The sequence below is a fragment of the Leclercia sp. Marseille-Q4284 genome, assembly GCF_916618945.1.
GTDB classification, from domain to species: domain Bacteria; phylum Pseudomonadota; class Gammaproteobacteria; order Enterobacterales; family Enterobacteriaceae; genus Enterobacter; species Enterobacter tamurae.
Genome location: NZ_CAKAKG010000001.1, coordinates 2,100,169 through 2,122,238, shown reverse-complemented (window position 1 = coordinate 2,122,238; position 22,070 = coordinate 2,100,169). Strand labels below are relative to the sequence as shown.

Below are 22,070 nucleotides of genomic sequence, written 5' to 3'. Positions count from 1 at the left end.
TTAAATTCATTAAACGCCTCGGGTCATAACAAAAAACGATGATCGGTGGGATTAAAGTTTGTCGGCAGGTTTACCGTTATAGTGAATATCAGGACACAACAGGAAGAGGCGTCGATGAAGCGTATTGTGATGGCTGTTTTGCTTGGGGTTTTCGCGGCCGGCAGTCAGGCCGACCAGCGATTTAGTACCGGGGGTGTGGATGTGAATATCCCGCCGGAGATCTTCAGCTCCAGCGGCCAGCGCCCGCCGCCGTGCAACCAGTGCTGCATCTATCAGGATCAGAACTATTCAGAAGGATCGGTGGTAAAAGCCGAGGGCGTGTTGTTGCAGTGTCAACGCGACCCGCAGGCGATCAGCACCAATCCGCTGGTTTGGCGTCGCGTAAGAGAATAAAGGCTTCCAGCAGAGGGATATCCGCCGGGGCGAGATCGTAGCGTAGCGCCTCGCGCGGCGTGCACCACACCAGCTGGGTGTGGTAGTGCGTTGCGGGCGTGCCGGTAAACGCCGGGACGTGCCAGGCGTGCAGATTGATCAGCCGCCGGGACACCTCACGCTGGTGGCTGGCGATATACTGCCCGGGGCGGGCCTCAATGCCCAGCTCTTCACGCAACTCGCGGATCAACGCCGCGGGCTGCGTCTCTCCGGCCTCCACTTTGCCGCCAGCAAATTCCCACATTCCCGGCTGATCGGCGTGCGCCGGACGCTGCGCCAGTAAAATTTTGCCATCCCGTTCGAGAATAGCGCAGACAACATCGAGTGTTTTTAGCATGATCGTCAATAATGGTTGAGAGAGAAAGCGTTAGGATCGGCGTACTTATCAGCGACCAGGGAGCCTCCTGTGAAAGAGTTACCACCCGTCTGGGTTAAACCCATCGAATCCATCCCCGCCAGTTTAACGCCAATCGCCAGGATGCAGAAAAAACATTATGGCGCGGTACTCAATCCGCTGCGCTGGTGGGGAAGAATGCCCCGGTTGTTCTGGCTGGTGGCGCTGTTTGTCGGCTTTCTGGAGCGTAAAAAATCCCCGTTAAATCCGGTGCTGCGTTCGCTGCTGATGACCCGCGTCTCGCAGGTGTGCCACTGCGCGTTCTGCATCGACGCCAATGCGCTACGCCTGGCGGAACGCAGCGGCGGGCTGGAGAAGGTGCAGGCCGTCGCGACATGGCGTGACAGCGCGCTGTTCAGCGACGAAGAGCGCGCCGCGCTGGCCTATGCCGAGGCGGTGACTGCCACGCCGCCTGCGGTTGACGATGTCATCAAAACGGCGTTGCGCCGCCACTTCAGTGAGGAGGCGATCACCGAGATGACCGCGCTGCTCGCTTTTCAGAACCTGTCGGCGCGCTTCAATGCCGCGCTGGAGATCCCTTCCCAGGGGCTATGCGCCATGCCCGGAGAGAAACCCGATGCTTGACCGTCATCTTCACCCACGCCTGAAACCGCTGCTCAATCGGCTGGTGATGAAGCTGGATAAACCGGGGATCACCCCGGACGGCATTACGCTGATCGGCTTTGCCATTGGGGTGCTGGCCCTGCCGTTTCTGGCCCTGGGCTGGTATCTGGCGGCGCTGGTGGTGATTGTGCTGAACCGGCTGCTGGACGGGCTCGATGGGGCGCTGGCGCGGCGGCGCGAGCTGAGCGATGCCGGGGGCTTTCTCGATATCGCCCTCGATTTTCTGTTTTATGCCCTGGTGCCCTTTGGCTTTGCGCTGGCCAATCCGGCAATGAATGCGCTGCCTGCCGCCTGGCTGCTGTTCGCCTTTATCGGCACCGGGAGTAGCTTTCTGGCGTTTGCCGCGCTGGCGGCGAAGCATGACATCGACAATCCGGGTTATGCCCATAAATCGTTTTATTACATCGGAGGGCTGACGGAAGGCACCGAAACCATTCTGCTGTTTGTGCTCTGTTGTCTGTTCCCGGCGCACTTTGCGTGGCTGGCGTGGGTGTTTGGCGCGTTGTGCTGGCTCACCACCGCAACGCGCATCTGGAGTGGCTATCTGACGCTGAAAGAGGTTCAGCGTCAGCCAGGTTCAGAGTGAACTCTCTGGCCCGCGTTCACCGGTCGCAACCGGGTTCTGCGGGTTGCTGCTCCATTCGTACCAGCCCCCGTCGTAAACGCCGACATTTTTCCAGCCCATCGCCCGGGCATACATAAAGGTCTCTGATGCCCGCCAGCCGGTGCCGCAGTAAAACGCTACCTGCTGATCCGGCAGAATGTTCCACTGCTTCCACATGGCGGCGATGTCGTCTGCGGTACGCATGGTGCCATCCGGATTATGAAAATCTTCCATGTGGGTCGAATCGCTTCCGGCATGGCCCCAGCGGGCGCCTGCGATTTCACCTTTTGGTTTGATGTAGCTGTAGCCGCTGGTCACGCCGGTAAACTCCGGCCACGAGCGGATGCTCACCAGCGAGGCATCTTTACGATGCAGCAGGCCCCGGGCCTGGTCAGTATTCAGCATCAGCTGCGGCTGACCGGGGATCGGCGCGCCAAAATCGGCGGCTGGCGTGACCTTATCCGGCGTCCCGCGCTTGACCGGCAGTTTTGCCGCGTCCCAGGCTTTCCAGCCCCCGTCCAGCAGGCGAACATCTTTCACCCCGGCATACAGCATGATCTGCGCCACGCGCGCTGCGGCGTACACGTCGCGGCCATAGAGGATCACCGTGGTGTCATGGCGGATGCCATGTTTCGCCAGCATCGCCTTCAGATCGGCATCAGAGACCTTATTCCACAGCGGCTCGCTTTCCACTTCGTTGGTGTCGATATAGCCCGCGCCGGGAATATGGCTCAGCAGATAAAATTTCGGTGCGCCCCAGGCGGCTTCAATCACTTTCCACTCCCCGGCGGGAGCGGCAGTCACCGGCTTACCCTGCTGGAGCTGGTGTAGCCACTGCGGGTAGACCAGCTGCTCAAAGTGGGCGAGGCGCTGGAGACGATCCGGGGTTTTCAGGGCATCGCTTAACAGCGTGACCTGGCTGAAGCCCGCCTGAGCAAGCCGTGCCTTGACGGCCTGGTTATCGCTGTCGCTACCGTATAAGGCCACCGGCGTGGTCGGCGTCAGCTGATGCTGCGACGCCCAGGCTTTCAACTGGGACGCGTTCATCGCCCCGAGCCAGCTGGCGGAGAGATTAAGGGCGGCAGGCTCGTGGCCGGAAGGGCCGTTCAGGGTCTGCGGCCAGCCGTTGTAAAAGGCGCTGGCGCGGGTATCAATAATCGAACCTTGTTGCTGCTGAAGCTCCGTCAGCGTCAGGGAATGTGCCATGTTAGCAGCGAAGGTGGAGAAAGAGGCGAGACCTAAAGCGGCGGTCAGCGCGGCCAATTGAGAAACACGTTTCATCGAAATGCCCGATCGTAAAAAATTGAGCCGACATTGTGGCAACCTGCCCGGCAAAAAACGTTGCGTTTGCGCAGGATGTCACGGGATTCATTGCCAGCCTGCCATCGGCAGCACCTGCCCATTCGGAGGAATATCGTCCTCATCGTGGGTCACCTGCACCACCGGGATCTGCCGGGCGCGCACTTCGGCGAACACCCAGCGGCGAAACTGGTCGCGCAGATTTTTATCCAGACGGCTGAAGGGCTCATCAAGCAGCAGCGCCTGGGGCTGGGCCAGCAGGGCGCGGAGCAGGCTCACCCGGGCGCGCTGGCCGCCGGAGAGCGTGGCGGGATCGCGAGGAAAGAAACCGCTCAGATCGGCGGCGTCCAGGGCGGCAATCACCTTTTGTTTACGCTGGTCGCCTTTAATGGCGGCCGGGAGCGCCAGGAGCAGATTCTGCCCGACGCTGAAGTGATCGAAGAGCAACGCATCCTGAAACAGCAGGCCCACTCCCCGCTGCTCGGTGGGGAGGAGGTCGCAGCGCCGGGCGTTGATCCACAGCTCCCCCGCGGCGCGAAAATCGCCAGGCAAGGCGCCCACCATCCAGGCAAACAGCGACGATTTACCGCTGCCGGAGGGGCCCATCAGGGTGAGAATGTCGCCGGGCGGCACGGTGAAGTTGACATTGTGCAGCAGTGTCGTCTGGCGCAGCGAGAGCGAAACATCCTTGACCATCAGCATTAACGTAACCCCTGTCGAAAGCGGCCAACCAGCCGGGAGAGCAAGATGCAGGAGGCGAAAACCAGCATCGGCAGCAGCAACTGCCACAGCGCCTGGGCGGCCAGCACGGCGCTACTGCCGCCGCTGCTGAGCGCCACGGCGTCGGTGGTCAGGGTGGCGAACCGGCCGCTGCCCAGCCACAGGGTAGGTAGATACTGCGCCATACTGACGGAAAACCCGACCGCAAAGGCGGTGAGCGCCGGGCGGATCATCTGCGGGCATTTGATCAGCCAGAATATTTTAAACGATCCCCAGCCGAGGGTGCGGGCAATCAGGATCTGGCGCGGATCGAGTCGGCGCCAGGCCGGCTGCATCACCAGCAGCATCCACGGCAGCACCCACAGCAGATGCCCCCACAGGACGGCAATCCACTGTCCGTCGAGCTGCAACAATAACGCCAGCTGATACTGCCCGGCCACCAGCGGCAGGGCAGGAAGCGCCAGCGGCAGCCAGACCCAGAAGGCTCCGCGCTGCGGGCCCCACTCCAGCCAGAGCAGGATCATCCCCAGCGCAAGCGCCGCCGAGGCGAGCCCCAGCGCCAGGCTCACACCCGCCGTCTCCCGGGAGACGCTGGCGTTGCCTGCCACCAGCACCAGAACCGCCACGCTGACGATGCCCGCCAACGGCAACAGCAGGGCGCAGGCGCGTCCCACCCGCAGCGGGCGCGGCGTCGGGCGCTCCCCGGAGACGTCCGGAATAGTACGCCGCCAGCGTCGCCAGCCGAGAAACAGCGCGACGGCGATCAGCTCCAGGATGACCAGCAGGATCACACAGACCAGCATCCCTTTGGCCTGCTGCTGCGCATCGCCCTGCGAGAGCCACTGCCAGGCCAGCACCGCCAGGGTGGGAGGATTACCCGGCCCGAGGATCAGGGCCACATCCACCACCGACAGCGTCCAGGCGATCGTCGCCAGCATCACCGCCCCCAGCGCGGGCGCAATGGCGGGGAGGATCAGCCAGCGCAGCGCCTGCCAGCGGCCATAGCCCAGGGATCGCAGCACGGTCACTTTTTGCGCCAGATCTTTTTCCGGCAGCGAGGCGTAAATCGCCCAGAGAACAAACGCGCTCTCCTTAACGGCGAGGGTCAGGCCCAGACCGATCCCGTAGCGATCCAGCGCCGGGGAGCAGATCGAACAGAGGCGGTAGAGCTCGCCGCCTTCGGCAAAAATCAGCAGCACGCTGACGGCAAAGGCCACGTGCGGGATCGCCAGCAGCCAGGGCAGGTGATTGCAAAGCCGTCGCCAGCGGCTGCCGGGCCACAGCGCGGCCATCACCGCCAGGGCCAGCAGCAGCGCCCCGGCGGCGGCAATCAGGGTGGAAATCAGGGTGGCGATCAGCGCCTGGGGTATTTGAGGATCGGCCGCCAGCGCCCGCCAGTTCTCCAGGGAGAACAGAGGCGGTAACAGCAGGACGACGGCGGGGAGCAGCGGCAGATACACCACCGCCATCAGCAGCCAGGCCAGGCCGCTTAATGGGTGCCGTAGCGACGCAGCCATTCCTGCTCCAGCGCGTTAACCCAGGCGGCGTGAGGTTCCCCGAGCGTCGCCGGGAGTTCTGCCGGAATAAACTGACGCAGTGCGGCGGCCTCAGCGGCAGGCAAAGTCTGTGGATCCAGCACGCTCGGATCGCCCCAGTGGGCCGGATCGGCCTTGCGGATCTGCGCCTGCGGCGAGAGTAAAAAGTTAGCGACGACTTTCGCACCCGCGCTGGCAGAGCTGTTGGCCGGGATCGCCACAAAGTGCACGTTGCCAATCATCCCCTGCTGAAAACCAAAGCTGTAGCTGTCAGCGGGCAGCTCGTTGCTGTTCACCTTTTGTCGGGCGTGGGCCGGGTTAAAGGTGATCGACAGGCCTAAATTGCCGCTGGCCAGCAGGGCATCCATCCGCGCCGGTGACGGCGGGAAATCTTTGCCCTCGCGCCACAGGTGGGGATGCAGTTTATCCAGATACGCCCACAGCGGGGCGGTGACTGCGGCAAAGGTGGCGCTGTCCGGCGGCTGTTTGAGGGCCTCCGCCTGGGTGGTTTGCGTCAGCAGGAGCTGTTCCAGGAATGCGGTGCCGGTAAAGTCGGGCGGGCGCGGGTAGGTGACGGTGCCGGGATGTTGAGCGGCCCAGGCCAGCAGCGCCTGCGGATCTGCCAGCGGTTCAGGCAAGGTCTGGCGGCTGGCGATAAAGGTGAGCTGTGCGCTGCCCCATGGCGACTCTGCCCCCTCGGTCGGGATGGCAAAATCTTCCGTTACCGGTTTGGTGGTGTCGACATAGCGCCAGTTGGGCAGGGTTTGCGCCCATCCGGTCTGCAACAGCCCTGCGGTTTTCAGGGTGCGGAAGTTCTCGCCGTTGACCCACAGCAGGTCGACGGAACCGTTGGTGTTGCGCCCGGCGCTGGCCTCGGTCTGGATGCGTTTCACCGCATCGGCGGCATCCGCCAGACGGACAATCTTCAGGGTAATGGCATAGTGGCTTTTCATCTCGCCGCTCACCCAGTCCAGATAGCGGTTCACCGCCTCATCGCCGCCCCAGGCATTAAACCAGACGGTCTGGCCCCGGGCCTCCTCTTTCACTTTCTGCCAGCTGTCATCAGCCAGCGCGTGCCCTGCGATCAGCAGGCCAGTCAGAAACATGCACAAACGCACACGGCGCATAATGCCCCCTGTTATGAAGACGTTCGGGAAAAGCGGGCGAACAGCTAGCGGGTGACGAGCGGCAGCAGGCCCAGCAGGGTAAAGGCGAAAACCACGCCCGGCGAGAGGATATCACGCAGCGAGGCGATCTGCCCTAACTGGTGGCCAGCGTTGAGATACACCACCGCCCCGGGCAGCATCCCGAGCTGGCTGACCCACCAGTAGCGGCCCACCCTGATGCTGGTTAAACCGGCCAGCAGGTTGACCACAAAGAAAGGAAACAGCGGCATCAGGCGCAGGGCAAACAGATAAAACACCCCGTCGCGGGCGACTCCGTCATTGACGGTGCGCATCGGCCCGGCAAAGCGGCGCTGGACCCAGTCGCGCAGCAGATAGCGGCTGACCAGCATCGCCAGCGTCGCACCCAGCGTGGCGGCAAACGACACCAGCACAATCCCCGGCCACAGACCAAAAAGCGCCCCGCCGAGCAGGGTCAGCAGCGCAGCGCCCGGCAGCGACAGGGTGGTGACCAGCACGTAGAGAGTGAAAAAGAGAGCGGCGCTTTGCAGTGGCGCCTGCTGGCAGTAATGCAGCAGTGCCTGATGCCGGGCCTGAAGATTTTCCAGCGTTAAAACGCCGGCGGGAAGTTGGGTATAAATAACGACAAATGCGCCCACAAGGGCGCACAGAAGCAGGATTTTGCGACTATTCGCAGCCACTTATTTTACGTCGAAGGTCGCCCATACCGGGGCGTGGTCGGACGGTTTTTCCATGCTGCGGATCTCGTAGTCGATCCCGGTTTCGATGCAGCGCTCTGCCAGCACTGGGCTTGCCAGCAGCAGGTCGATGCGCAGGCCGCGGTTATCATCGAAGCCTTTGGAGCGATAATCAAACCACGAGAAGCGATCCTGGGCCTCCGGGTTGGCGCTGCGGAAAGTATCCACCAGACCCCAGTCCATCAGACGGGCCATCCACTCGCGCTCTTCCGGCAGGAAGGAGCACTTCCCGGTGCGCAGCCAGCGTTTGCGGCTCTCCTCGCCGATGCCAATATCCAGATCGGTATGGCTGATGTTCATGTCGCCCATGATCAGCACCGGGTTCTCTTTTTTCAGCTCGGTTTCGAGGTACGACTGCAGATCCTGATAGAACTTCTCTTTGGCCGGGAATTTCAGCGGATGGTCGCGGCTCTCGCCTTGTGGGAAGTAACCGTTGATCACCGTGATGTTGCCCAGCGAAGAGGGAATTTCCGCCATGATGATACGACGCTGGGACTCTTCATTATCGCCCGGGAAGCCGCGACGCACCGAGACTGGCGTCTCTTTGGTCAGCAGGGCCACACCGTAATGGCCTTTCTGGCCGTGATAAAAGACGTTGTAACCCAGCTTTGCCACCTCTTCGAGAGGGAACATATCGTCGTGGACTTTTGTCTCCTGCAGGCCAATGACGTCAGGCTGATGTTGGTCGACGATAGCTTGCAGTTGATGAGGACGGGCGCGCAGGCCGTTGATATTAAAAGAGACAAATTTCATAGTCGCTGCCAGTGCAAGGTGAATAGTGCAGGGATGGTAGCAGAATTTCGCCAGGCTGACTGCCGCCGCTGCGTATGTTCCACCAATTACTGCGACAGATCGCGCCGACAGTGCAATATTTGCACCGATCCGGCGCATGGCGCCCTTCAATGGCGCGTAAAGGGACCACAAATTTCGCCAGCGATCACAATTCCAGAATTATATTTGGCTTCTGCATAAAACAGCTGTTTTTCATCCGGCAAAGCCGCGCTTGTTGTAAAAATATTCACTTTATATGCAATAACAGTGAATAACACCATGTCGTAACCTGTTGATATTACGTTACCCCATCCCGTTTATGCATTTTTATCGCTGGCTGGCACGATCGCTGCAATCTACATTTACAGCGCAAACACTAAAATATTTAACATTTAATCAACCTTTTATTTACCCGGATGAGGTCGCTATGTCTCTGTCAATTACGCGTGAAAACTTTGATGAATGGATGATGCCGGTTTACGCCCCGGCGGCTTTTATTCCGGTACGGGGAGAGGGCTCACGCCTGTGGGATCAACAGGGTAAAGAGTATATCGACTTTGCCGGGGGTATTGCGGTTAACGCCCTGGGCCATGCCCATCCGGCGCTGCGTCAGGCGCTCAACGACCAGGCGGCGAAATTCTGGCATACCGGGAATGGCTTCACCAACGAGCCGGTGCTGCGGCTGGCTAAAAAACTGATCGACGCCACCTTTGCCGAAAAAGTGTTCTTCTGTAACTCCGGGGCTGAAGCTAACGAAGCAGCGCTGAAGCTGGCGCGTAAATATGCCCACGATAATTTTGGTAGCCAGAAAAGCGGCATCGTCGCATTCAAAAATGCCTTCCACGGTCGCACCCTGTTTACCGTCAGCGCGGGCGGCCAGCCGTCATATTCTCAGGACTTTGCCCCGCTGCCGCCGGATATCCGCCACGCGGTCTATAACGACCTGCAGTCGGCCAGCGAGCTGATCGACGACAGCACCTGCGCGGTGATCGTCGAGCCGATGCAAGGCGAGGGCGGCGTAGTGCCTGCGGACAAAGCCTTCCTGCAGGGGCTGCGCGAGCTGTGCGACCGCCACAACGCGGTGCTGATTTTTGATGAAGTCCAGACCGGCGTTGGCCGTACCGGCGAGCTGTATGCCTATATGCACTACGGCGTGACACCCGATGTGCTCTCCACCGCCAAGGCGCTCGGCGGTGGCTTCCCGGTGGGAGCGATGCTGACCACCGACAAATTTGCCCGGGTAATGACCGTCGGCACCCACGGCACCACCTACGGCGGCAACCCGCTGGCGTCGGCGGTGGCAAGTCAGGTGCTGGATATCATCAACACCCCGGAAGTGCTGACCGGCGTGAGGCAGCGTCATGAGTGGTTTGTCGAACGCCTGCAGGCCATTAACGGTAAAACCGGCCTGTTCAAAGAAATTCGCGGTCTGGGGCTGCTGATTGGCTGCGTGCTCACGGATGAGTTCGCCGGAAAAGCTAAACTTATTTCTCAGGAAGCGGCAAAAGCGGGTGTGATGGTGTTGATCGCCGGGGCTAACGTGGTGCGCTTTGCGCCTGCGCTGATTGTCAGCGAGGAAGAGGTGCAGACCGGGTTAGATCGCTTTGCGCTGGCCTGTGAACGTGTGAAGTCCGGGGTGTCATCATGATGGTCATCCGTCCCATTGAGCGCGGGGATTTATCCGCCCTCATGCAGCTTGCCGGTAAAACAGGAGGCGGGCTGACCTCGCTTCCGGTTGATGAACATACTCTCTCGGCGCGCATCGAGCGCTCGCTGGAGACCTGGCAAGGGACGCTGCCGAAAGGCGAACAGGGTTACGTGTTTGTGCTGGAAGAGTCCACTACCGGCACCGTGGCCGGGATCTGCGCCATTGAGGTGGCGGTGGGTCTGAACGATCCCTGGTATAACTACCGTGTCGGCACCCTGGTGCACGCCTCAAAAGAGCTCAACGTTTACAACGCGCTGCCGACGCTGTTTCTCAGTAACGATCACACCGGCAGCAGCGAACTCTGTAGCCTGTTTCTCGATCCCGACTGGCGCAAAGAGGGCAACGGCTATCTGCTCTCGAAATCGCGCTTTCTGTTTATGGCCGCCTTCCGCGATCGCTTTAACGAAAAAGTGGTGGCTGAGATGCGCGGCGTGATCGACGAAACCGGCTTCTCGCCGTTCTGGAAAAGCCTCGGCGAACGCTTCTTCTCGATGGAGTTCAGCAAGGCCGACTACCTGTGCGGCACCGGGCAGAAAGCCTTTATTGCCGAGCTGATGCCGAAACATCCTATCTATACCCATTTCCTCAGCTCCGAGGCGCAGGCGGTGATTGGCGAAGTCCATCCGCAAACCGCCCCGGCGCGTGCGGTGCTGGAAAAAGAGGGCTTCCGCTACCGCAACTATGTCGACATCTTTGACGGCGGCCCGACGCTGGAGTGCGATATCGACCGGGTGCGGGCGATCCGCAAAAGCCGTCTGGTGGAGGTGGCCGAAGGCCAGCCTGCGCCGGGCGAGTGGCCTGCCTGTCTGGTCGCTAATGAACAGTATGACCAGTTCCGCGCCACGCTGATCCGCGTGGATCCCGATTGTGAACGTCTGGTGCTGACCCCAGCCCAACTGGATGCCCTGAAATGCCGCGCCGGCGATCGTATTCGCATGGTGCGCCTGTGCGCTGAGGAGAAAAAAGCATGAATTTATGGATTAACGGCGACTGGGTAACCGGCGAAGCTGAACCCCGCACCAAACACAATCCGGTGGGTCAGGAGGTGTTATGGCAGGGTGCTGACGCCAGCGCCGCACAGGTTGAGCAGGCCTGCCGGGCGGCACGCGCGGCCTTCCCAGGCTGGGCGAAACTGCCGTTCAGCACCCGTCAGGCCATCGTGGAGAAATTTGCTGCCCTGCTGGAGGCCAACAAGCAGGAACTGACTCGCGTGATTGCCAGCGAAACCGGCAAACCGCGCTGGGAAGCGGCAACCGAAATTACCGCGATGATCAATAAAATCGCCATTTCGGTGAAGGCTTACCATACCCGCACCGGCGAGCAGCATACTGAGATGGCCGACGGGGCCGCCAGCCTGCGCCACCGTCCGCACGGCGTGCTGGCGGTATTTGGCCCCTATAACTTCCCCGGCCATCTGCCGAACGGCCATATCGTGCCGGCGCTGCTGGCGGGTAACACCGTGATCTTCAAGCCGAGCGAGCTGACGCCGTGGAGCGGCGAGGCAGTCGTCAAACTGTGGGAGCAGGCCGGGCTGCCGCCGGGGGTGCTCAATCTCGTCCAGGGCGGGCGCGAAACCGGTCAGGTGCTGAGTGCGCTAAACGATATCGATGGCCTGCTGTTTACCGGCAGCGCCGGGACCGGCTATCAGCTGCACCGACAGCTGGCCGGACAGCCGGAGAAAATTCTGGCCCTCGAGATGGGCGGCAACAACGCCCTGATCGTTGACGATCCGGCGTATATCGACGCCGCGGTCCACCTGACCATTCAGTCGGCCTTTATCACCGCCGGACAGCGCTGCACCTGCGCCCGACGTCTGCTGGTGAAAAACGGTGCCGAAGGTGACGCTTTCCTCGCCCGTCTGGTGGAGGTGAGCGGCCATCTGCTGCCGGGCGCGTGGGATGACAACGACCAGCCGTTTATCGGCGGGCTGATCTCCGAGCAGGCGGCGAAAAACGTCTGGCACGTCTGGCGGGAGCACGTTGCCCGCGGCGGCAAGTCGCTGCTCGATCCGCGTCTGGTCCGGGCGGGCACCTCGTTATTAACCCCGGGAATTGTCGAGATGACCGGCGTGCGCGATGTGCCGGATGAAGAGGTCTTTGGCCCGCTGCTCTGCGTCTGGCGCTATGACGATTTCGACCAGGCCATCGCCATGGCCAACGCTACCCGCTACGGCCTGTCGTGCGGACTGATCTCCCCGGATCGCCAGAAATTCGATCAACTGTTGCTGGAGGCGCGTGCCGGGATCGTTAACTGGAACAAACCGCTTACCGGCGCGGCCAGTACCGCACCGTTCGGTGGAGTGGGTGCCTCCGGGAACCATCGCGCCAGCGCCTGGTATGCGGCGGATTACTGCGCCTGGCCCATGGCGAGCCTCGAAACCCCGGCCATCGTCCTGCCGGAGCAACTGAGCCCGGGCCTCGATTTTATTCAGGGGAAACGTCATGAAAGCGCGTGAAGTCAATTTTGACGGGCTGGTGGGGTTAACCCACCACTATGCCGGGCTGTCGTTTGGCAATGAGGCCTCGACCAAACACCGTTTTCAGATCTCCAACCCACGGCTGGCGGCGAAGCAGGGGCTGCTGAAGATGAAGGTGCTGGCGGATGCGGGCTTTCCCCAGGCGGTGATCCCGCCTCAGGAGCGGCCTAACGTCGGCGTGCTGCGCCAGCTCGGCTTTACCGGCACCGATGAGCAGGTGGTGGAGAAAGCGGGCACCCAGCAGCCGCAGCTGCTCTCTGCCGCCAGTTCGGCCTCCTCGATGTGGGTCGCCAATGCCGCGACGGTGGCCCCGTCGGCGGACACCCTCGACGGAAAAGTGCATTTCACCGTTGCCAACCTGAACAACAAGTTCCACCGTGCCAGTGAAGCTGGCACCACCGAGAAGGTGCTGCGCGCCATTTTCCGCGACGAGGCCCGCTTCAGTGTCCATACGGCGCTGCCGCAGGTGGCGATGTTCGGTGATGAAGGGGCGGCCAACCATAATCGCCTCGGCGGCGACTACGGCGAGCCGGGCCTGCAGCTGTTTGTCTATGGCCGTGAAGAGGGAGGCAATGAGGCGCCGGCCCGCTACCCGGCCCGACAGACCCTGGCCGCGAGCCAGGCGGTTGCCCGGCTGAACCAGGTCAACCCCGGCCAGATCCTCTTCGCCCAGCAAAACCCGCTGGTGATTGACCAGGGGGTATTCCATAACGACGTCATCGCCGTGTCGAACCGTCAGGTGCTGTTCTGCCACGAGCAGGCATTTGTCGACCAGCCCGCGCTGCTCCAGACCCTGCGCGATCGCGTCCCCGGCTTTATGCCCATCGAGGTGCCGACCGAGGCGGTCTCGGTTAAGGATGCCGTTGCCACCTACCTGTTTAACAGCCAGCTGCTGAGCCGGGACGACGGCAGCATGATGCTGGTCCTGCCCCAGGAGTCGCAGGCGCATCCGGGCGTCTGGCGCTATCTGAGCGGTCTGGTGGCGGAGGATAACCCCATCAGCGAACTGCGGGTATTCGACCTCCGCGAGAGCATGGCTAACGGCGGCGGCCCGGCGTGTCTGCGCCTGCGCGTGGTGCTGACCCCTGAGGAGCAGCGGGCGGTCAACCCGGCGGTGATGATGAACGAGACCCTGTTCAACACCCTCAATGACTGGGTGGACCGCTACTACCGTGACCGTCTGGTCCAGGCCGACCTGGTGGATCCGCAGCTGTTGCGCGAAGGGCGCGAGGCGCTGGATGCCCTGAGCCAGATTCTGCAGCTCGGGTCTGTCTACCCGTTCCAGCAATAAAGGAGGCGTGATGGAAAACTTTCTGGCGCTGACGATGGCCGACGAGACGCCTCCCAACCTTGAGGGCAGAGGGGCGTCGTTTGACTGGCGCTGGCTGGCCTGCGGTGTGCTGGAGCTGACCCCGGAAGTCGCGAGCACGCGCTCGCTGGTGCTGTCGGCCGGGATCCACGGCAACGAAACCGCCCCGGTAGAGATCGTTGACCTGCTGGTGCGGGCGCTGTTTCGGGGCGAACTGACGCTGCGCTGTCGTCTGCTGATTATCTTCGGTAATCCTCCGGCGCTGAGGGCCGGCAAGCGCTACCTGACCTGCGATATCAATCGCCTGTTCAGCGGGCGCGGGGCGCAGTTTCCGGCCTGCGACGAGACCGCCCGGGCGACGTTGCTGGAGGAACGGGTAGCGGCGTTTTACCAGCAGGCGGGGGCCGATCGCTGGCATCTGGATCTGCATACTGCCATCCGCGCCTCGTATCATGAACGTTTTGGCGTGCTGCCCCAGCGCAATCAGCCGTGGGATGCGGCCTTTCTTCAATGGCTGGGAGATGCCGGCCTGGAGGCGCTGGTCTTTCATCAGGCGCCAGGCGGGACCTTCACCCATTTCAGCTGCGAACGTTTTGGCGCCCTGGCCTGTACGCTGGAGCTGGGCAAGGCGCTGCCGTTCGGCCATAACGATCTGGCCCGCTTCGCCGCTACCCATCAAGCGCTGTATGCCTTGCTGAGCGGTGAGGCACCAGAGCCGCACGTGGCTCAGGTCGAGCAGTATCGGGTGGTGCAGCAGATCACCCGCCGCAGCGAAGCCTTCGTGCTGCACATGGCGGCGCATACCCTGAACTTCACCCCGTTCCGCCAGGGCGTGTTGCTGGCAGAGGATGGCGATGAACGCTACCAGGTACAAAAGCCGACCGAGTATGTTCTGTTCCCCAATCCCGCCGTGGCCTTTGGGTTGCGCGCCGGGCTGATGCTGGAAAAAATCACCTGAAAACCCTGCGACCCCATCAGCGTAACGCGGTGGGGTCGTTTATTTTCTCAGTCGTTTCTAATATCTGGCGTTTTATTACAGATTATTCCTGGCTGTTTGCTTTATTATTAATCTTCTTGCCGGTATACTCCTTCATAATCTCTTTAAAATCAGCCAGATGAATATTCTTGTTTCAACTCTCCACGCTTTATCCTTATTTTCTCCATATTTGACGATAATTTGTTTTTTACACTTTCATTGTTTTACTGTTGCTCTGATTAATTGACGATAATCCCCGTAAAGTGAATATCGTCAACACGGCATAGCGCCGAAGAATAACTGAAAAGGAAGGACAAAATTATGCGTAAATTAACTGCACTGTTTGTTGCCTCTACCCTGGCTCTGGGCGCTACCGGCGCGGCGTTCGCTGCGGATACCGCTACCACCACCGCAGCGCCGGCCGAAAGCAAAATGATGCACCACAAAGGCAAGCCGGGTATGCATCACGACATGATGTTTAAAGATCTGAACCTGACGGATGCACAGAAAACCCAGATCCGCGACATCATGAAAAGCCAGCGTGACCAGATGAAGCGTCCGCCAGTGGAAGAGCGCCGTGCAATGCACGACATCATCGCCAGCGACAGCTTCGATAAAGCGAAAGCTCAGGCGCAGGTCGACAAAATGGCTGAGCAGAACAAGGCCCGCATGCTGGCGCACATGGAAACCCAGAACAAAATTTACAACATTCTGACCCCGGAACAGAAAAAGCAGTTTGATGCCAATTTTGAGAAGCGTCTGACAGAACGTTCCGCGCCGGAAGGTAAAATGACCCCACCAGCCGAATAATCGGTTAAGCCATTCAAGACCGCCGGAGTCCTGTTCACCCAAGCGAATACGCTGTGGACAGGTCCGGCGGTTTTTTCTTTTCCCGCCTCTTGCCAGCCGCCGCCATCCCGGTATTCTCCTGTTATTGATTTGCACAATGTGTTTGAAATGTCTGGCGTTACGGATTTTTTCGTCGTCAGGCTAAGGCCGTGGTGCACATCTGCCGATACTACACAGTGATGATCTAACGATAACAAACAACACGCGACCGCCCTGTGCGGGACGCTCTGGCGCCTATTGCGCCATCTGGAGTGGTGATGGAATTCTTTGATATCCGCAAAATGCCGATCAGCCTCTGGCGCAACGGGGCCGGGGAGACGCGCGAAATATGTTGTTTTCCCCCTGCAACCCGGGAATTTAACTGGCGTGCCAGTATCGCCTCTCTGGCCAGCAACGGCGACTTTTCGGTCTCCCCCGGCATCGATCGGGTGATCACCCTGCTGGAGGGGGGAGAAGTGCATCTGGATGGCGGGAAGGCGTTTACCCATACGCTGCAGCGTCATCAGCCATTCAGCTTTGCCGGCGATCTGCCGGTTAAGGCGCAGCTGATGGAGGGGCAAATGTCGATGGATTTCAACATTATGACCCGCCGGGACCGCTGCCGGGCGAAGGTGCGGGTGGCGGATCGCACCTTCACTACCTTTGCATCACGCGGCGGGGTGGTGTTTGTGCTGAGCGGCGCGTGGCAGCTGGGCGAGAAGCTACTCACCGCCGATCAGGGCGCATGGTGGCATGAGGGCGACCATACGCTGCGGCTGCTGAAGGAAGAGGGAACATTGCTGTTCAGCGAGATTTTCTGGCTTCCGGGACACTGAGGGGAATGATCTCATAGTTGCCGGTCAGCAGCGGCTTACAGAGAATTTTATACCCATCCTGATCAAAACCGGCGGGCGTGCGTAGCAGGTCCGCCGCCTCGTCCAGGCTGTCGACCGCGCCCAGCCATAGCCAGTTGTGAATGATATGGTAGTGGGTCATGTCCGGGCGCGACTCTTTCAGCGCCACGGCACTGTCCCACGGCCAGCAGGTAACCCCAATGGCCTGCAACCCCTCGACTAATCGCTGCTGATGATCCTCCACGCTCTCTTTCCCGCAGCATGCCCCCGCGCAACGCTTCAGGGCGGAACGGAAACAACCCCGCCCGAGAGTTAACGACTCCAGCCCCAGCAGGCCATAACAGAGCTGCCGCTCGTCGGCCAGCGTCTGCAGGGTTTGCAGCGCAGCCCGGCGGTTGGCGAAGAGGCCAAACAGATTCGGGGTGTGCGAAAAATCGACCTCGCGGGCATAGACGATCTGCGGTTTGCCCTCGGTGATCTGCAGGGAGCAGAGCTGGCGATTGCGGCGTAAGCGTTTATTGAACAGCGGCTGCTGCTCTTTAATTAAACGCGCCTCAAGCAGCAGAGCGCCCAGTTCACCTGCGGTCTGGATCCATGTAATACGCCGGGACTGGCGCAGCATGGCGGCCTCGTCCGGGGTGCGCAGATGCGACAGGACCCGGCTGCGAATATTGACGCTTTTGCCGATATAAAGGGGCATGGCATCGCTGTCGCCATGAAAGAAATAGACGCCAGGCTGCTTAGGCAGTGCCTCAAGCCACGGACGCAGATGTTCGGGATATTCATAGATAGCGGCTGCTTCGAATTCAAGCCGCGGTGCCGATTGACGCCTGCTCACAACGTACTCCTGATACTGTTCAGGCATACAGTGTAGCAGCTGCGGTGTGGTTAAAAAAGAGGCGGCAGATGCCGCCCCGTCAGAATTATTGTTTCCAGAAGTCGTCGAATACCGTGATCGGCGGGCGACGTTTGTGTTCGGTCTTCAGATACCAGCCTTCAATAATGCGGGCGGTGCCTTCGTCCAGCGTCTTGCCTTCCAGATAATCGTCAATGTTTTCATAGGTCACGCCCAGCGCGGCTTCATCCGGCAGGGAAGGGCGATCGTCTTCCAGATCCGCAGTCGGGGCTTTCTTATACAGATGCTCCGGGCAGCCCAGCGCGGCCAGCAGCTGTTTGCCCTGGCGCTTGTTGAGACGGAACAGCGGGTTAATGTCGGTGCCGCCATCGCCATATTTGGTGAAGAACCCGGTCAGTGCCTCTGCCGCATGGTCAGTGCCCACCACCACGCCGCTGGTCATCCCGGCGATGCTGTACTGGGCTTTCATCCGCTCGCGGGCCTTTTCGTTGCCGCGCACGAAGTCACTCAGCTCAATGCCCGCGTCGCGCAACGCTTTTTCGCTGGCCAGCACCGCTTCTTTAATGTTCACGGTCAGGACGCGATCCGCCTGAATAAACTCGAGGGCATCCTGGCAATCCTGTTCGTCGAACTGCACGCCAAAGGGCAGGCGCACCGCGATAAACTGCAGGGATTCGTTACCCGTTTCGGCACGCAGTTCGCTGATGGCCATCTGGGCGAGCTTCCCGGCGAGAGTGGAGTCCTGACCGCCGCTGATGCCCAGCACCAGCGTCTTCAGAAACGGGAAGCGGGTTAAATAGGATTTCAAAAAATCCACGCTGCGGCGGATCTCTTCTTCCGCATTGATGGTGGGTTTGGCACCCAGCGCCTGGATAATTTCTTGTTGCAGAGCCATTTAGCCCCTCCGTTACACAAATTTGCCTGATGAATGTTCTGTTAAAGCTAACTCGTCATGCGGAAAACGACAAGGATCACAGATTTGAATTGGGCGAACCAGGCCGATTTAGCAGCTTATGCTTGTTTTACAGGAATTTTCCGAAAAAACTTTGCCGTCACGCTTAGGGTTGAAAAATATGGTTTTCTATTCCAGGCTTACTTAACACGCTGATAAACAAGAGGACGGAATATGAACAAGAATTTAGCAGGAATGTTAGGCGCAGCGGCTGTAATGACTTTACTGGCAGGGTGTACTGCGTATGACCGTACGACGGACCAGTTTAAAGAGCCTGTCGTAAAAGACGTTAAAAAAGGCATGAGCCGTGCACAGGTACAGCAGCTTGCCGGTAAGCCGTCATCTGAGGTGACGATGATCCACGCCCGTGGTACTTGCCAGACCTATATCCTGGGTCAACGCGATGGTAAAACAGAAACTTACTTTGTGGCCCTCGACGATACTGGCCACGTAATTAACTCCGGCTACCAGACCTGTGCGGAATACGATACTGATCCGCAGGCACCTAAGGCCTGATAACACCTTTTCCTGAGCAAAGAGACAAACCGGCCAGCAGGCCGGTTTTTTTACGTCACCACCCATCTTAATTCTCACCGCGAATTATTTACCTAAAATGTGAAGAGTGTCATAACGACAGGTCAAGGAGAGACAATTGCGCTCCCTTTCGAATTATCCCTGGGAAATCAGTTGCCGTATACTCCATCTATCAGATACGCCAGCGAGGGATTCCGGTCGGTCAAGGCGGGGATATCGCGGCGCAAGCGGTGAGCACATAAGAGGGAAATTGCTATGGAAAAGAAATATATCTATCTGTTTTGCTCAGCGGGCATGTCAACGTCACTGCTGGTGTCTAAGATGCGCGCGCAGGCAGAAAAGTACGAAGTACCCGTTGTGATCGAAGCCTTCCCGGAAACCCTGGCAGGTGAGAAGGGTATCAATGCGGATGTGGTGCTGTTAGGGCCGCAAATTGCCTATATGTTGCCGGAAATTCAACGTCTGTTACCGAATAAACCGGTGGAAGTGATCGACTCTGCGCTGTATGGCAAAGTGGATGGTTTGGGTGTTCTTAAAGCTGCTGTAGCGGCGATTAAAAAAGCTGCTAATTAATTTATTTTTTTATTTTTCCCGTCAAAGAGCAATTTCACACACACTTACGCCGCAATATTATTGCGGCATTTAAGGGCATTTTCTATGAGTAGATTTATTGCTGCGCTTGAAAAGGTACTCCTTCCTTTTGCAGTTAAAATAGGAAAGCAACCGCATGTCAACGCCATTAAAAACGGTTTTATTAAGGTAATGCCGTTAACCCTGGCCGGGGCCATGTTCGTTTTAATTAATAACGTTTTTCTTAGCTTCGGTGATGGTTCCTTCTTCTATTCATTAGGTGTGCGTTTAGATCCCTCAACTATTGAAACGTTAAATGGTTTCAAGGCCATCGGCGGCAATGTATACAACGGTACGCTGGGTATCATGTCGCTGATGGCACCTTTCTTTATTGGGATGGCGCTGGCAGAAGAGCGTAAAGTCGACTCGCTGGCCGCCGGTTTATTATCTGTCGCGGCCTTTATGACCGTGACCCCTTACAGCGTTGGTGAAGCCTACGCGGTTGGGGCCAACTGGCTGGGCGGGGCAAACATCATCTCCGGTATCGTGATCGGCCTGGTCGTGGCGGAGATGTTTACCTTTATTATTCGTCGCAACTGGGTGATTCGTTTACCTGACAGCGTGCCAGAATCAGTGTCCCGCTCCTTCTCGGCGCTGATCCCAGGCTTCATTATCCTCTCCATCATGGGGACTCTCGCCTGGGCGCTTTCTCACTGGGGCACCAACTTCCACCAGATCATCATGGACACCATCTCTACACCGCTGGCCTCCATGGGTGGCGTCGTGGGCTGGGCTTACGTGATTTTCACCTCTCTGCTGTGGTTCTTCGGTGTGCACGGCTCGCTGGCGCTGGCAGCGCTGGACAGCGGCATCATGACCCCGTGGGCGCTGGAAAACGTGGCACTTTATCAGCAGTACGGCTCCGTTGACGCGGCGCTGGCGGCCGGTAAAACCTTCCACGTGTGGGCCAAACCGATGCTCGACTCCTATATCTTCCTGGGCGGTACCGGGGCGACGCTGGGTCTGATCATCGCGGTGTTTATCACCTCCCGTCGGGCGGATCACCGTCAGGTGGCCAAGCTGGCGCTGCCATCAGGCATCTTCCAGATTAACGAGCCTATCCTCTTCGGTCTGCCGATTATCATGAACCCGGTGATGTTCATTCCGTTCATCCTGGTGCAGCCATTGCTGGCCGCTATTACCCTGACCGCCTACTACCTGGGGATTATCCCACCGGTAACCAACATCGCGCCGTGGACCATGCCCGCTGGCCTGGGAGCCTTCTTCAACACCAACGGCAGCGTAGCGGCCTTCCTGCTGGCGATATTTAACCTTGGGGTGGCAACCCTGCTCTACATGCCGTTCGTTGCCATCGCCAACAAGGCCCAGACCACTATCGATGAAGAAGAGAGCGAAGAAGAGATCGCCCTCGCACTGAAATTCTGATGTCGTATGACGCGGGGCAACCCGCGTCAGTACAGGAGAAACCGAGATGTTTGATTTAGAGAATGTTGTTGCAGAAGCAGAAGAGGTTGCAGAGAACGACCTTGAAGAAGTGGTGATGGGGCTTATCATCAACTCAGGACAGGCCCGTAGTCTGGCGTATGGGGCCCTGAAAAAAGCCAAGCAGGGCGATTTCGACAGTGCGCAAGAGATGATGGCCCAGTCGCGCACCGCGCTGAACGAAGCGCACCTGGTGCAAACAAAACTGATCGAAAGCGATCAGGGTGAAGGTAAGATGAAGGTGAGCCTGGTGCTGGTACACGCCCAGGACCATCTGATGACCTCCATGCTGGCCCGTGAGCTGGTGGCGGAACTCATCGAACTTCACGAGAAAATGCAGTAAGTCAGACTGATAGCAGGAGGTCAGCGCCATGGAAATCACTACCGCCCGGGAACAACAGCTGTTCAATGGTAAAAATTTTCATGTGTTTATCTACAACAAGATGGAGAGCATCAGCGGTCTGCATCAGCATGACTACTATGAGTTCACCATTGTGCTGACCGGCCGCTATTTCCAGGAGATCAACGGCAAACGGGTGCTGCTGGAGCGCGGGGACTTCGTCTTTATCCCGATGGGATCGCACCATCAGAGCTTTTACGACTTCGGCGCCACGCGCATTCTCAACGTGGGCATCAGTAAACGCTTCTTCGAAACCCACTACGCGCCGCTGCTGCCGTTCTGCTTTGTCGCCTCGCAGGTCTATCACGTCAAAAGTGAATTTCTGAACTGGATCGACACCGTTATTGCCTCGCTTAACTTTCGTGACAATGAATTTGATGAATTCATCGAAACGGTGACCTTCTACGTCGTCAACCGCTTACGCCACTATCGTGAAGAGCAGCAGGCGACGGACGATATTCCGCAATGGCTGCGCACTACCGTTGAAATGATGCACGATAAACTGCGCTTTGGTGAAAACGCGCTGGAGAATATGGTGGCGCTGTCGGGTAAATCGCAAGAGTACCTGACCCGGGCGACCCAGCGTTATTATCAGAAAACGCCGGTGCAAATTATTAATGAAATACGGATCAATTTCGCCAGAAAACAGCTGGAGATCACCAACTATTCGGTGACGGATATTGCTTACGAATCCGGTTACAGCAGTCCGAGCCTGTTTATTAAGACCTTTAAGAAATTGACCTCATTTACACCTAACAGCTACCGGAAAAATATCACGGTTATTAATTAACGTCCGGCGGAATTGCCGCCGGAAATATCGACTTCAATACTTGCCCAAATAAG

General features: G+C 58.9%; 25 protein-coding genes. 15 read left to right on the top strand and 10 right to left on the bottom strand.

What is annotated here, in order from left to right; genetic code table 11:
- The first annotated feature begins 114 nt into the window (after positions 1 to 114).
- Positions 115 to 393 (top strand): YnjH family protein, encoded by a 279-nt coding sequence (locus tag LG383_RS09970; RefSeq protein ID WP_142489146.1) that lies wholly within the window; start codon positions 115 to 117, stop codon positions 391 to 393.
- On the opposite strand, the gene LG383_RS09965 is transcribed toward LG383_RS09970, so the two are convergent.
- Positions 353 to 769: a pyrimidine (deoxy)nucleoside triphosphate diphosphatase gene (locus tag LG383_RS09965; protein WP_225759020.1), complete on the bottom strand. Its 417-nt coding sequence runs from the start codon at positions 767 to 769 to the stop codon at positions 353 to 355. The genes LG383_RS09970 and LG383_RS09965 overlap by 41 nt on opposite strands.
- Positions 770 to 838: 69 nt before the next feature.
- Here LG383_RS09965 and LG383_RS09960 point away from each other — a divergent pair, with 69 nt between their 5' ends.
- A complete protein-coding gene (locus tag LG383_RS09960; RefSeq protein ID WP_370635148.1) occupies positions 839 to 1,411 on the top strand; it encodes a carboxymuconolactone decarboxylase family protein in 573 nt (190 codons plus the stop codon).
- Positions 1,404 to 2,036: a CDP-alcohol phosphatidyltransferase family protein gene (locus LG383_RS09955; RefSeq protein WP_225759019.1), complete on the top strand. Its 633-nt coding sequence runs from the start codon at positions 1,404 to 1,406 to the stop codon at positions 2,034 to 2,036. The genes LG383_RS09960 and LG383_RS09955 overlap by 8 nt, the downstream gene beginning before the upstream one ends.
- On the opposite strand, the gene LG383_RS09950 is transcribed toward LG383_RS09955, so the two are convergent.
- The 7 genes from LG383_RS09950 to LG383_RS09920 form a co-directional block, all read right to left on the bottom strand.
- Complete coding sequence (locus tag LG383_RS09950; protein WP_225759018.1) at positions 2,028 to 3,335, bottom strand: rhodanese-like domain-containing protein; 1,308 nt, start codon at positions 3,333 to 3,335, stop codon at positions 2,028 to 2,030. The two genes, LG383_RS09955 and LG383_RS09950, sit on opposite strands and share 9 nt — an antisense overlap.
- A gap of 87 nt (positions 3,336 to 3,422) precedes the next feature.
- Positions 3,423 to 4,055, bottom strand: a complete 633-nt coding sequence (locus tag LG383_RS09945; protein WP_225759017.1) for an ATP-binding cassette domain-containing protein — start codon at positions 4,053 to 4,055, stop codon at positions 3,423 to 3,425.
- Positions 4,055 to 5,590, bottom strand: a complete 1,536-nt coding sequence (locus tag LG383_RS09940) for an ABC transporter permease subunit (protein WP_225759016.1) — start codon at positions 5,588 to 5,590, stop codon at positions 4,055 to 4,057. The genes LG383_RS09945 and LG383_RS09940 overlap by 1 nt, the downstream gene beginning before the upstream one ends.
- A complete protein-coding gene (locus tag LG383_RS09935) occupies positions 5,563 to 6,726 on the bottom strand; it encodes an ABC transporter substrate-binding protein (protein WP_370635165.1) in 1,164 nt (387 codons plus the stop codon). Before LG383_RS09935 ends, LG383_RS09940 begins: the two co-directional genes overlap by 28 nt.
- A gap of 53 nt (positions 6,727 to 6,779) precedes the next feature.
- Positions 6,780 to 7,433 (bottom strand): TVP38/TMEM64 family protein, encoded by a 654-nt coding sequence (locus LG383_RS09930; protein WP_225759015.1) that lies wholly within the window; start codon positions 7,431 to 7,433, stop codon positions 6,780 to 6,782.
- Positions 7,434 to 8,243 carry an exodeoxyribonuclease III gene (xthA, locus tag LG383_RS09925; protein ID WP_225759014.1) on the bottom strand — a complete coding sequence of 270 codons (810 nt, stop codon included), beginning with the start codon at positions 8,241 to 8,243 and terminating at the stop codon, positions 7,434 to 7,436.
- A 146-nt stretch (positions 8,244 to 8,389) separates the two neighbouring features.
- Positions 8,390 to 8,542, bottom strand: a complete 153-nt coding sequence (locus tag LG383_RS09920; protein ID WP_225759013.1) for a hypothetical protein — start codon at positions 8,540 to 8,542, stop codon at positions 8,390 to 8,392.
- A gap of 146 nt (positions 8,543 to 8,688) precedes the next feature.
- Here LG383_RS09920 and LG383_RS09915 point away from each other — a divergent pair, with 146 nt between their 5' ends.
- The 7 genes from LG383_RS09915 (at position 8,689) to ves (ending at position 16,394) form a co-directional block, all read left to right on the top strand.
- Complete coding sequence (locus LG383_RS09915; protein WP_225759012.1) at positions 8,689 to 9,909, top strand: aspartate aminotransferase family protein; 1,221 nt, start codon at positions 8,689 to 8,691, stop codon at positions 9,907 to 9,909.
- A complete protein-coding gene (gene astA, locus LG383_RS09910) occupies positions 9,906 to 10,940 on the top strand; it encodes an arginine N-succinyltransferase (RefSeq protein WP_225759011.1) in 1,035 nt (344 codons plus the stop codon). Before LG383_RS09915 ends, astA begins: the two co-directional genes overlap by 4 nt.
- Complete coding sequence (astD, locus tag LG383_RS09905; RefSeq protein WP_225759010.1) at positions 10,937 to 12,424, top strand: succinylglutamate-semialdehyde dehydrogenase; 1,488 nt, start codon at positions 10,937 to 10,939, stop codon at positions 12,422 to 12,424. Before astA ends, astD begins: the two co-directional genes overlap by 4 nt.
- A complete protein-coding gene (gene astB, locus LG383_RS09900; protein WP_225759009.1) occupies positions 12,411 to 13,736 on the top strand; it encodes an N-succinylarginine dihydrolase in 1,326 nt (441 codons plus the stop codon). The genes astD and astB overlap by 14 nt, the downstream gene beginning before the upstream one ends.
- A gap of 10 nt (positions 13,737 to 13,746) precedes the next feature.
- Positions 13,747 to 14,712 (top strand): succinylglutamate desuccinylase, encoded by a 966-nt coding sequence (gene astE, locus LG383_RS09895; protein ID WP_225759008.1) that lies wholly within the window; start codon positions 13,747 to 13,749, stop codon positions 14,710 to 14,712.
- A 339-nt stretch (positions 14,713 to 15,051) separates the two neighbouring features.
- Positions 15,052 to 15,540, top strand: a complete 489-nt coding sequence (spy, locus tag LG383_RS09890; RefSeq protein ID WP_106993611.1) for an ATP-independent periplasmic protein-refolding chaperone Spy — start codon at positions 15,052 to 15,054, stop codon at positions 15,538 to 15,540.
- A gap of 296 nt (positions 15,541 to 15,836) precedes the next feature.
- Positions 15,837 to 16,394, top strand: coding sequence for an environmental stress-induced protein Ves (gene ves / locus LG383_RS09885; protein ID WP_106993612.1), 558 nt, complete (start codon positions 15,837 to 15,839; stop codon positions 16,392 to 16,394).
- Here the strand turns inward: ves and cho are convergent.
- Together cho and nadE are read right to left on the bottom strand one after the other, a co-directional pair.
- Positions 16,363 to 17,250, bottom strand: coding sequence for an excinuclease Cho (gene cho / locus LG383_RS09880; RefSeq protein ID WP_166182222.1), 888 nt, complete (start codon positions 17,248 to 17,250; stop codon positions 16,363 to 16,365). The two genes, ves and cho, sit on opposite strands and share 32 nt — an antisense overlap.
- A gap of 85 nt (positions 17,251 to 17,335) precedes the next feature.
- A complete protein-coding gene (gene nadE / locus LG383_RS09875) occupies positions 17,336 to 18,163 on the bottom strand; it encodes an ammonia-dependent NAD(+) synthetase (protein ID WP_142489164.1) in 828 nt (275 codons plus the stop codon).
- A gap of 231 nt (positions 18,164 to 18,394) precedes the next feature.
- On the opposite strand from nadE, the gene osmE reads away from it, so the two are divergent.
- From osmE to chbR, 5 genes are all read left to right on the top strand, one after another.
- Positions 18,395 to 18,736 carry an osmotically-inducible lipoprotein OsmE gene (osmE, locus tag LG383_RS09870; protein ID WP_106993615.1) on the top strand — a complete coding sequence of 114 codons (342 nt, stop codon included), beginning with the start codon at positions 18,395 to 18,397 and terminating at the stop codon, positions 18,734 to 18,736.
- Positions 18,737 to 19,009: 273 nt separating this feature from the next.
- Positions 19,010 to 19,327 carry a PTS N,N'-diacetylchitobiose transporter subunit IIB gene (gene chbB / locus LG383_RS09865; protein WP_106993616.1) on the top strand — a complete coding sequence of 106 codons (318 nt, stop codon included), beginning with the start codon at positions 19,010 to 19,012 and terminating at the stop codon, positions 19,325 to 19,327.
- Between the two features lie 84 nt (positions 19,328 to 19,411).
- Positions 19,412 to 20,770, top strand: coding sequence for a PTS N,N'-diacetylchitobiose transporter subunit IIC (chbC, locus tag LG383_RS09860; protein WP_106993617.1), 1,359 nt, complete (start codon positions 19,412 to 19,414; stop codon positions 20,768 to 20,770).
- 46 nt (positions 20,771 to 20,816) lie between these two features.
- The gene (chbA, locus tag LG383_RS09855; RefSeq protein ID WP_106993618.1) at positions 20,817 to 21,170 is read left to right on the top strand and encodes a PTS N,N'-diacetylchitobiose transporter subunit IIA; all 354 of its coding nucleotides are present in this window, start codon (positions 20,817 to 20,819) and stop codon (positions 21,168 to 21,170) included.
- 28 nt (positions 21,171 to 21,198) lie between these two features.
- On the top strand, positions 21,199 to 22,017 hold the full coding sequence (gene chbR / locus LG383_RS09850; RefSeq protein WP_225759007.1) for a transcriptional regulator ChbR: 819 nt from the start codon (positions 21,199 to 21,201) through the stop codon (positions 22,015 to 22,017).
- The last annotated feature ends 53 nt before the right edge of the window (positions 22,018 to 22,070 follow it).

What these genes read in the sequence shown, in the direction of transcription:
- LG383_RS09955 (WP_225759019.1), top strand. Translation starts at nt 1,404, where the DNA reads ATGCTTGACCGTCATCTTCACCCACGCCTGAAACCGCTGCTCAATCGG.
- astD (WP_225759010.1), top strand. Translation starts at nt 10,937, where the DNA reads ATGAATTTATGGATTAACGGCGACTGGGTAACCGGCGAAGCTGAACCC.
- xthA (WP_225759014.1), bottom strand. Translation starts at nt 8,243, where the DNA reads ATGAAATTTGTCTCTTTTAATATCAACGGCCTGCGCGCCCGTCCTCAT.
- chbR (WP_225759007.1), top strand. Translation starts at nt 21,199, where the DNA reads ATGGAAATCACTACCGCCCGGGAACAACAGCTGTTCAATGGTAAAAAT.
- astB (WP_225759009.1), top strand. Translation starts at nt 12,411, where the DNA reads ATGAAAGCGCGTGAAGTCAATTTTGACGGGCTGGTGGGGTTAACCCAC.
- chbB (WP_106993616.1), top strand. Translation starts at nt 19,010, where the DNA reads ATGGAAAAGAAATATATCTATCTGTTTTGCTCAGCGGGCATGTCAACG.
- nadE (WP_142489164.1), bottom strand. Translation starts at nt 18,163, where the DNA reads ATGGCTCTGCAACAAGAAATTATCCAGGCGCTGGGTGCCAAACCCACC.
- LG383_RS09920 (WP_225759013.1), bottom strand. Translation starts at nt 8,542, where the DNA reads ATGGTGTTATTCACTGTTATTGCATATAAAGTGAATATTTTTACAACA.
- LG383_RS09915 (WP_225759012.1), top strand. Translation starts at nt 8,689, where the DNA reads ATGTCTCTGTCAATTACGCGTGAAAACTTTGATGAATGGATGATGCCG.
- spy (WP_106993611.1), top strand. Translation starts at nt 15,052, where the DNA reads ATGCGTAAATTAACTGCACTGTTTGTTGCCTCTACCCTGGCTCTGGGC.
- osmE (WP_106993615.1), top strand. Translation starts at nt 18,395, where the DNA reads ATGAACAAGAATTTAGCAGGAATGTTAGGCGCAGCGGCTGTAATGACT.
- LG383_RS09945 (WP_225759017.1), bottom strand. Translation starts at nt 4,055, where the DNA reads ATGCTGATGGTCAAGGATGTTTCGCTCTCGCTGCGCCAGACGACACTG.
- LG383_RS09965 (WP_225759020.1), bottom strand. Translation starts at nt 769, where the DNA reads ATGCTAAAAACACTCGATGTTGTCTGCGCTATTCTCGAACGGGATGGC.
- chbA (WP_106993618.1), top strand. Translation starts at nt 20,817, where the DNA reads ATGTTTGATTTAGAGAATGTTGTTGCAGAAGCAGAAGAGGTTGCAGAG.
- astE (WP_225759008.1), top strand. Translation starts at nt 13,747, where the DNA reads ATGGAAAACTTTCTGGCGCTGACGATGGCCGACGAGACGCCTCCCAAC.
- LG383_RS09940 (WP_225759016.1), bottom strand. Translation starts at nt 5,590, where the DNA reads ATGGCTGCGTCGCTACGGCACCCATTAAGCGGCCTGGCCTGGCTGCTG.
- chbC (WP_106993617.1), top strand. Translation starts at nt 19,412, where the DNA reads ATGAGTAGATTTATTGCTGCGCTTGAAAAGGTACTCCTTCCTTTTGCA.
- LG383_RS09970 (WP_142489146.1), top strand. Translation starts at nt 115, where the DNA reads ATGAAGCGTATTGTGATGGCTGTTTTGCTTGGGGTTTTCGCGGCCGGC.
- astA (WP_225759011.1), top strand. Translation starts at nt 9,906, where the DNA reads ATGATGGTCATCCGTCCCATTGAGCGCGGGGATTTATCCGCCCTCATG.
- ves (WP_106993612.1), top strand. Translation starts at nt 15,837, where the DNA reads ATGGAATTCTTTGATATCCGCAAAATGCCGATCAGCCTCTGGCGCAAC.
- LG383_RS09950 (WP_225759018.1), bottom strand. Translation starts at nt 3,335, where the DNA reads ATGAAACGTGTTTCTCAATTGGCCGCGCTGACCGCCGCTTTAGGTCTC.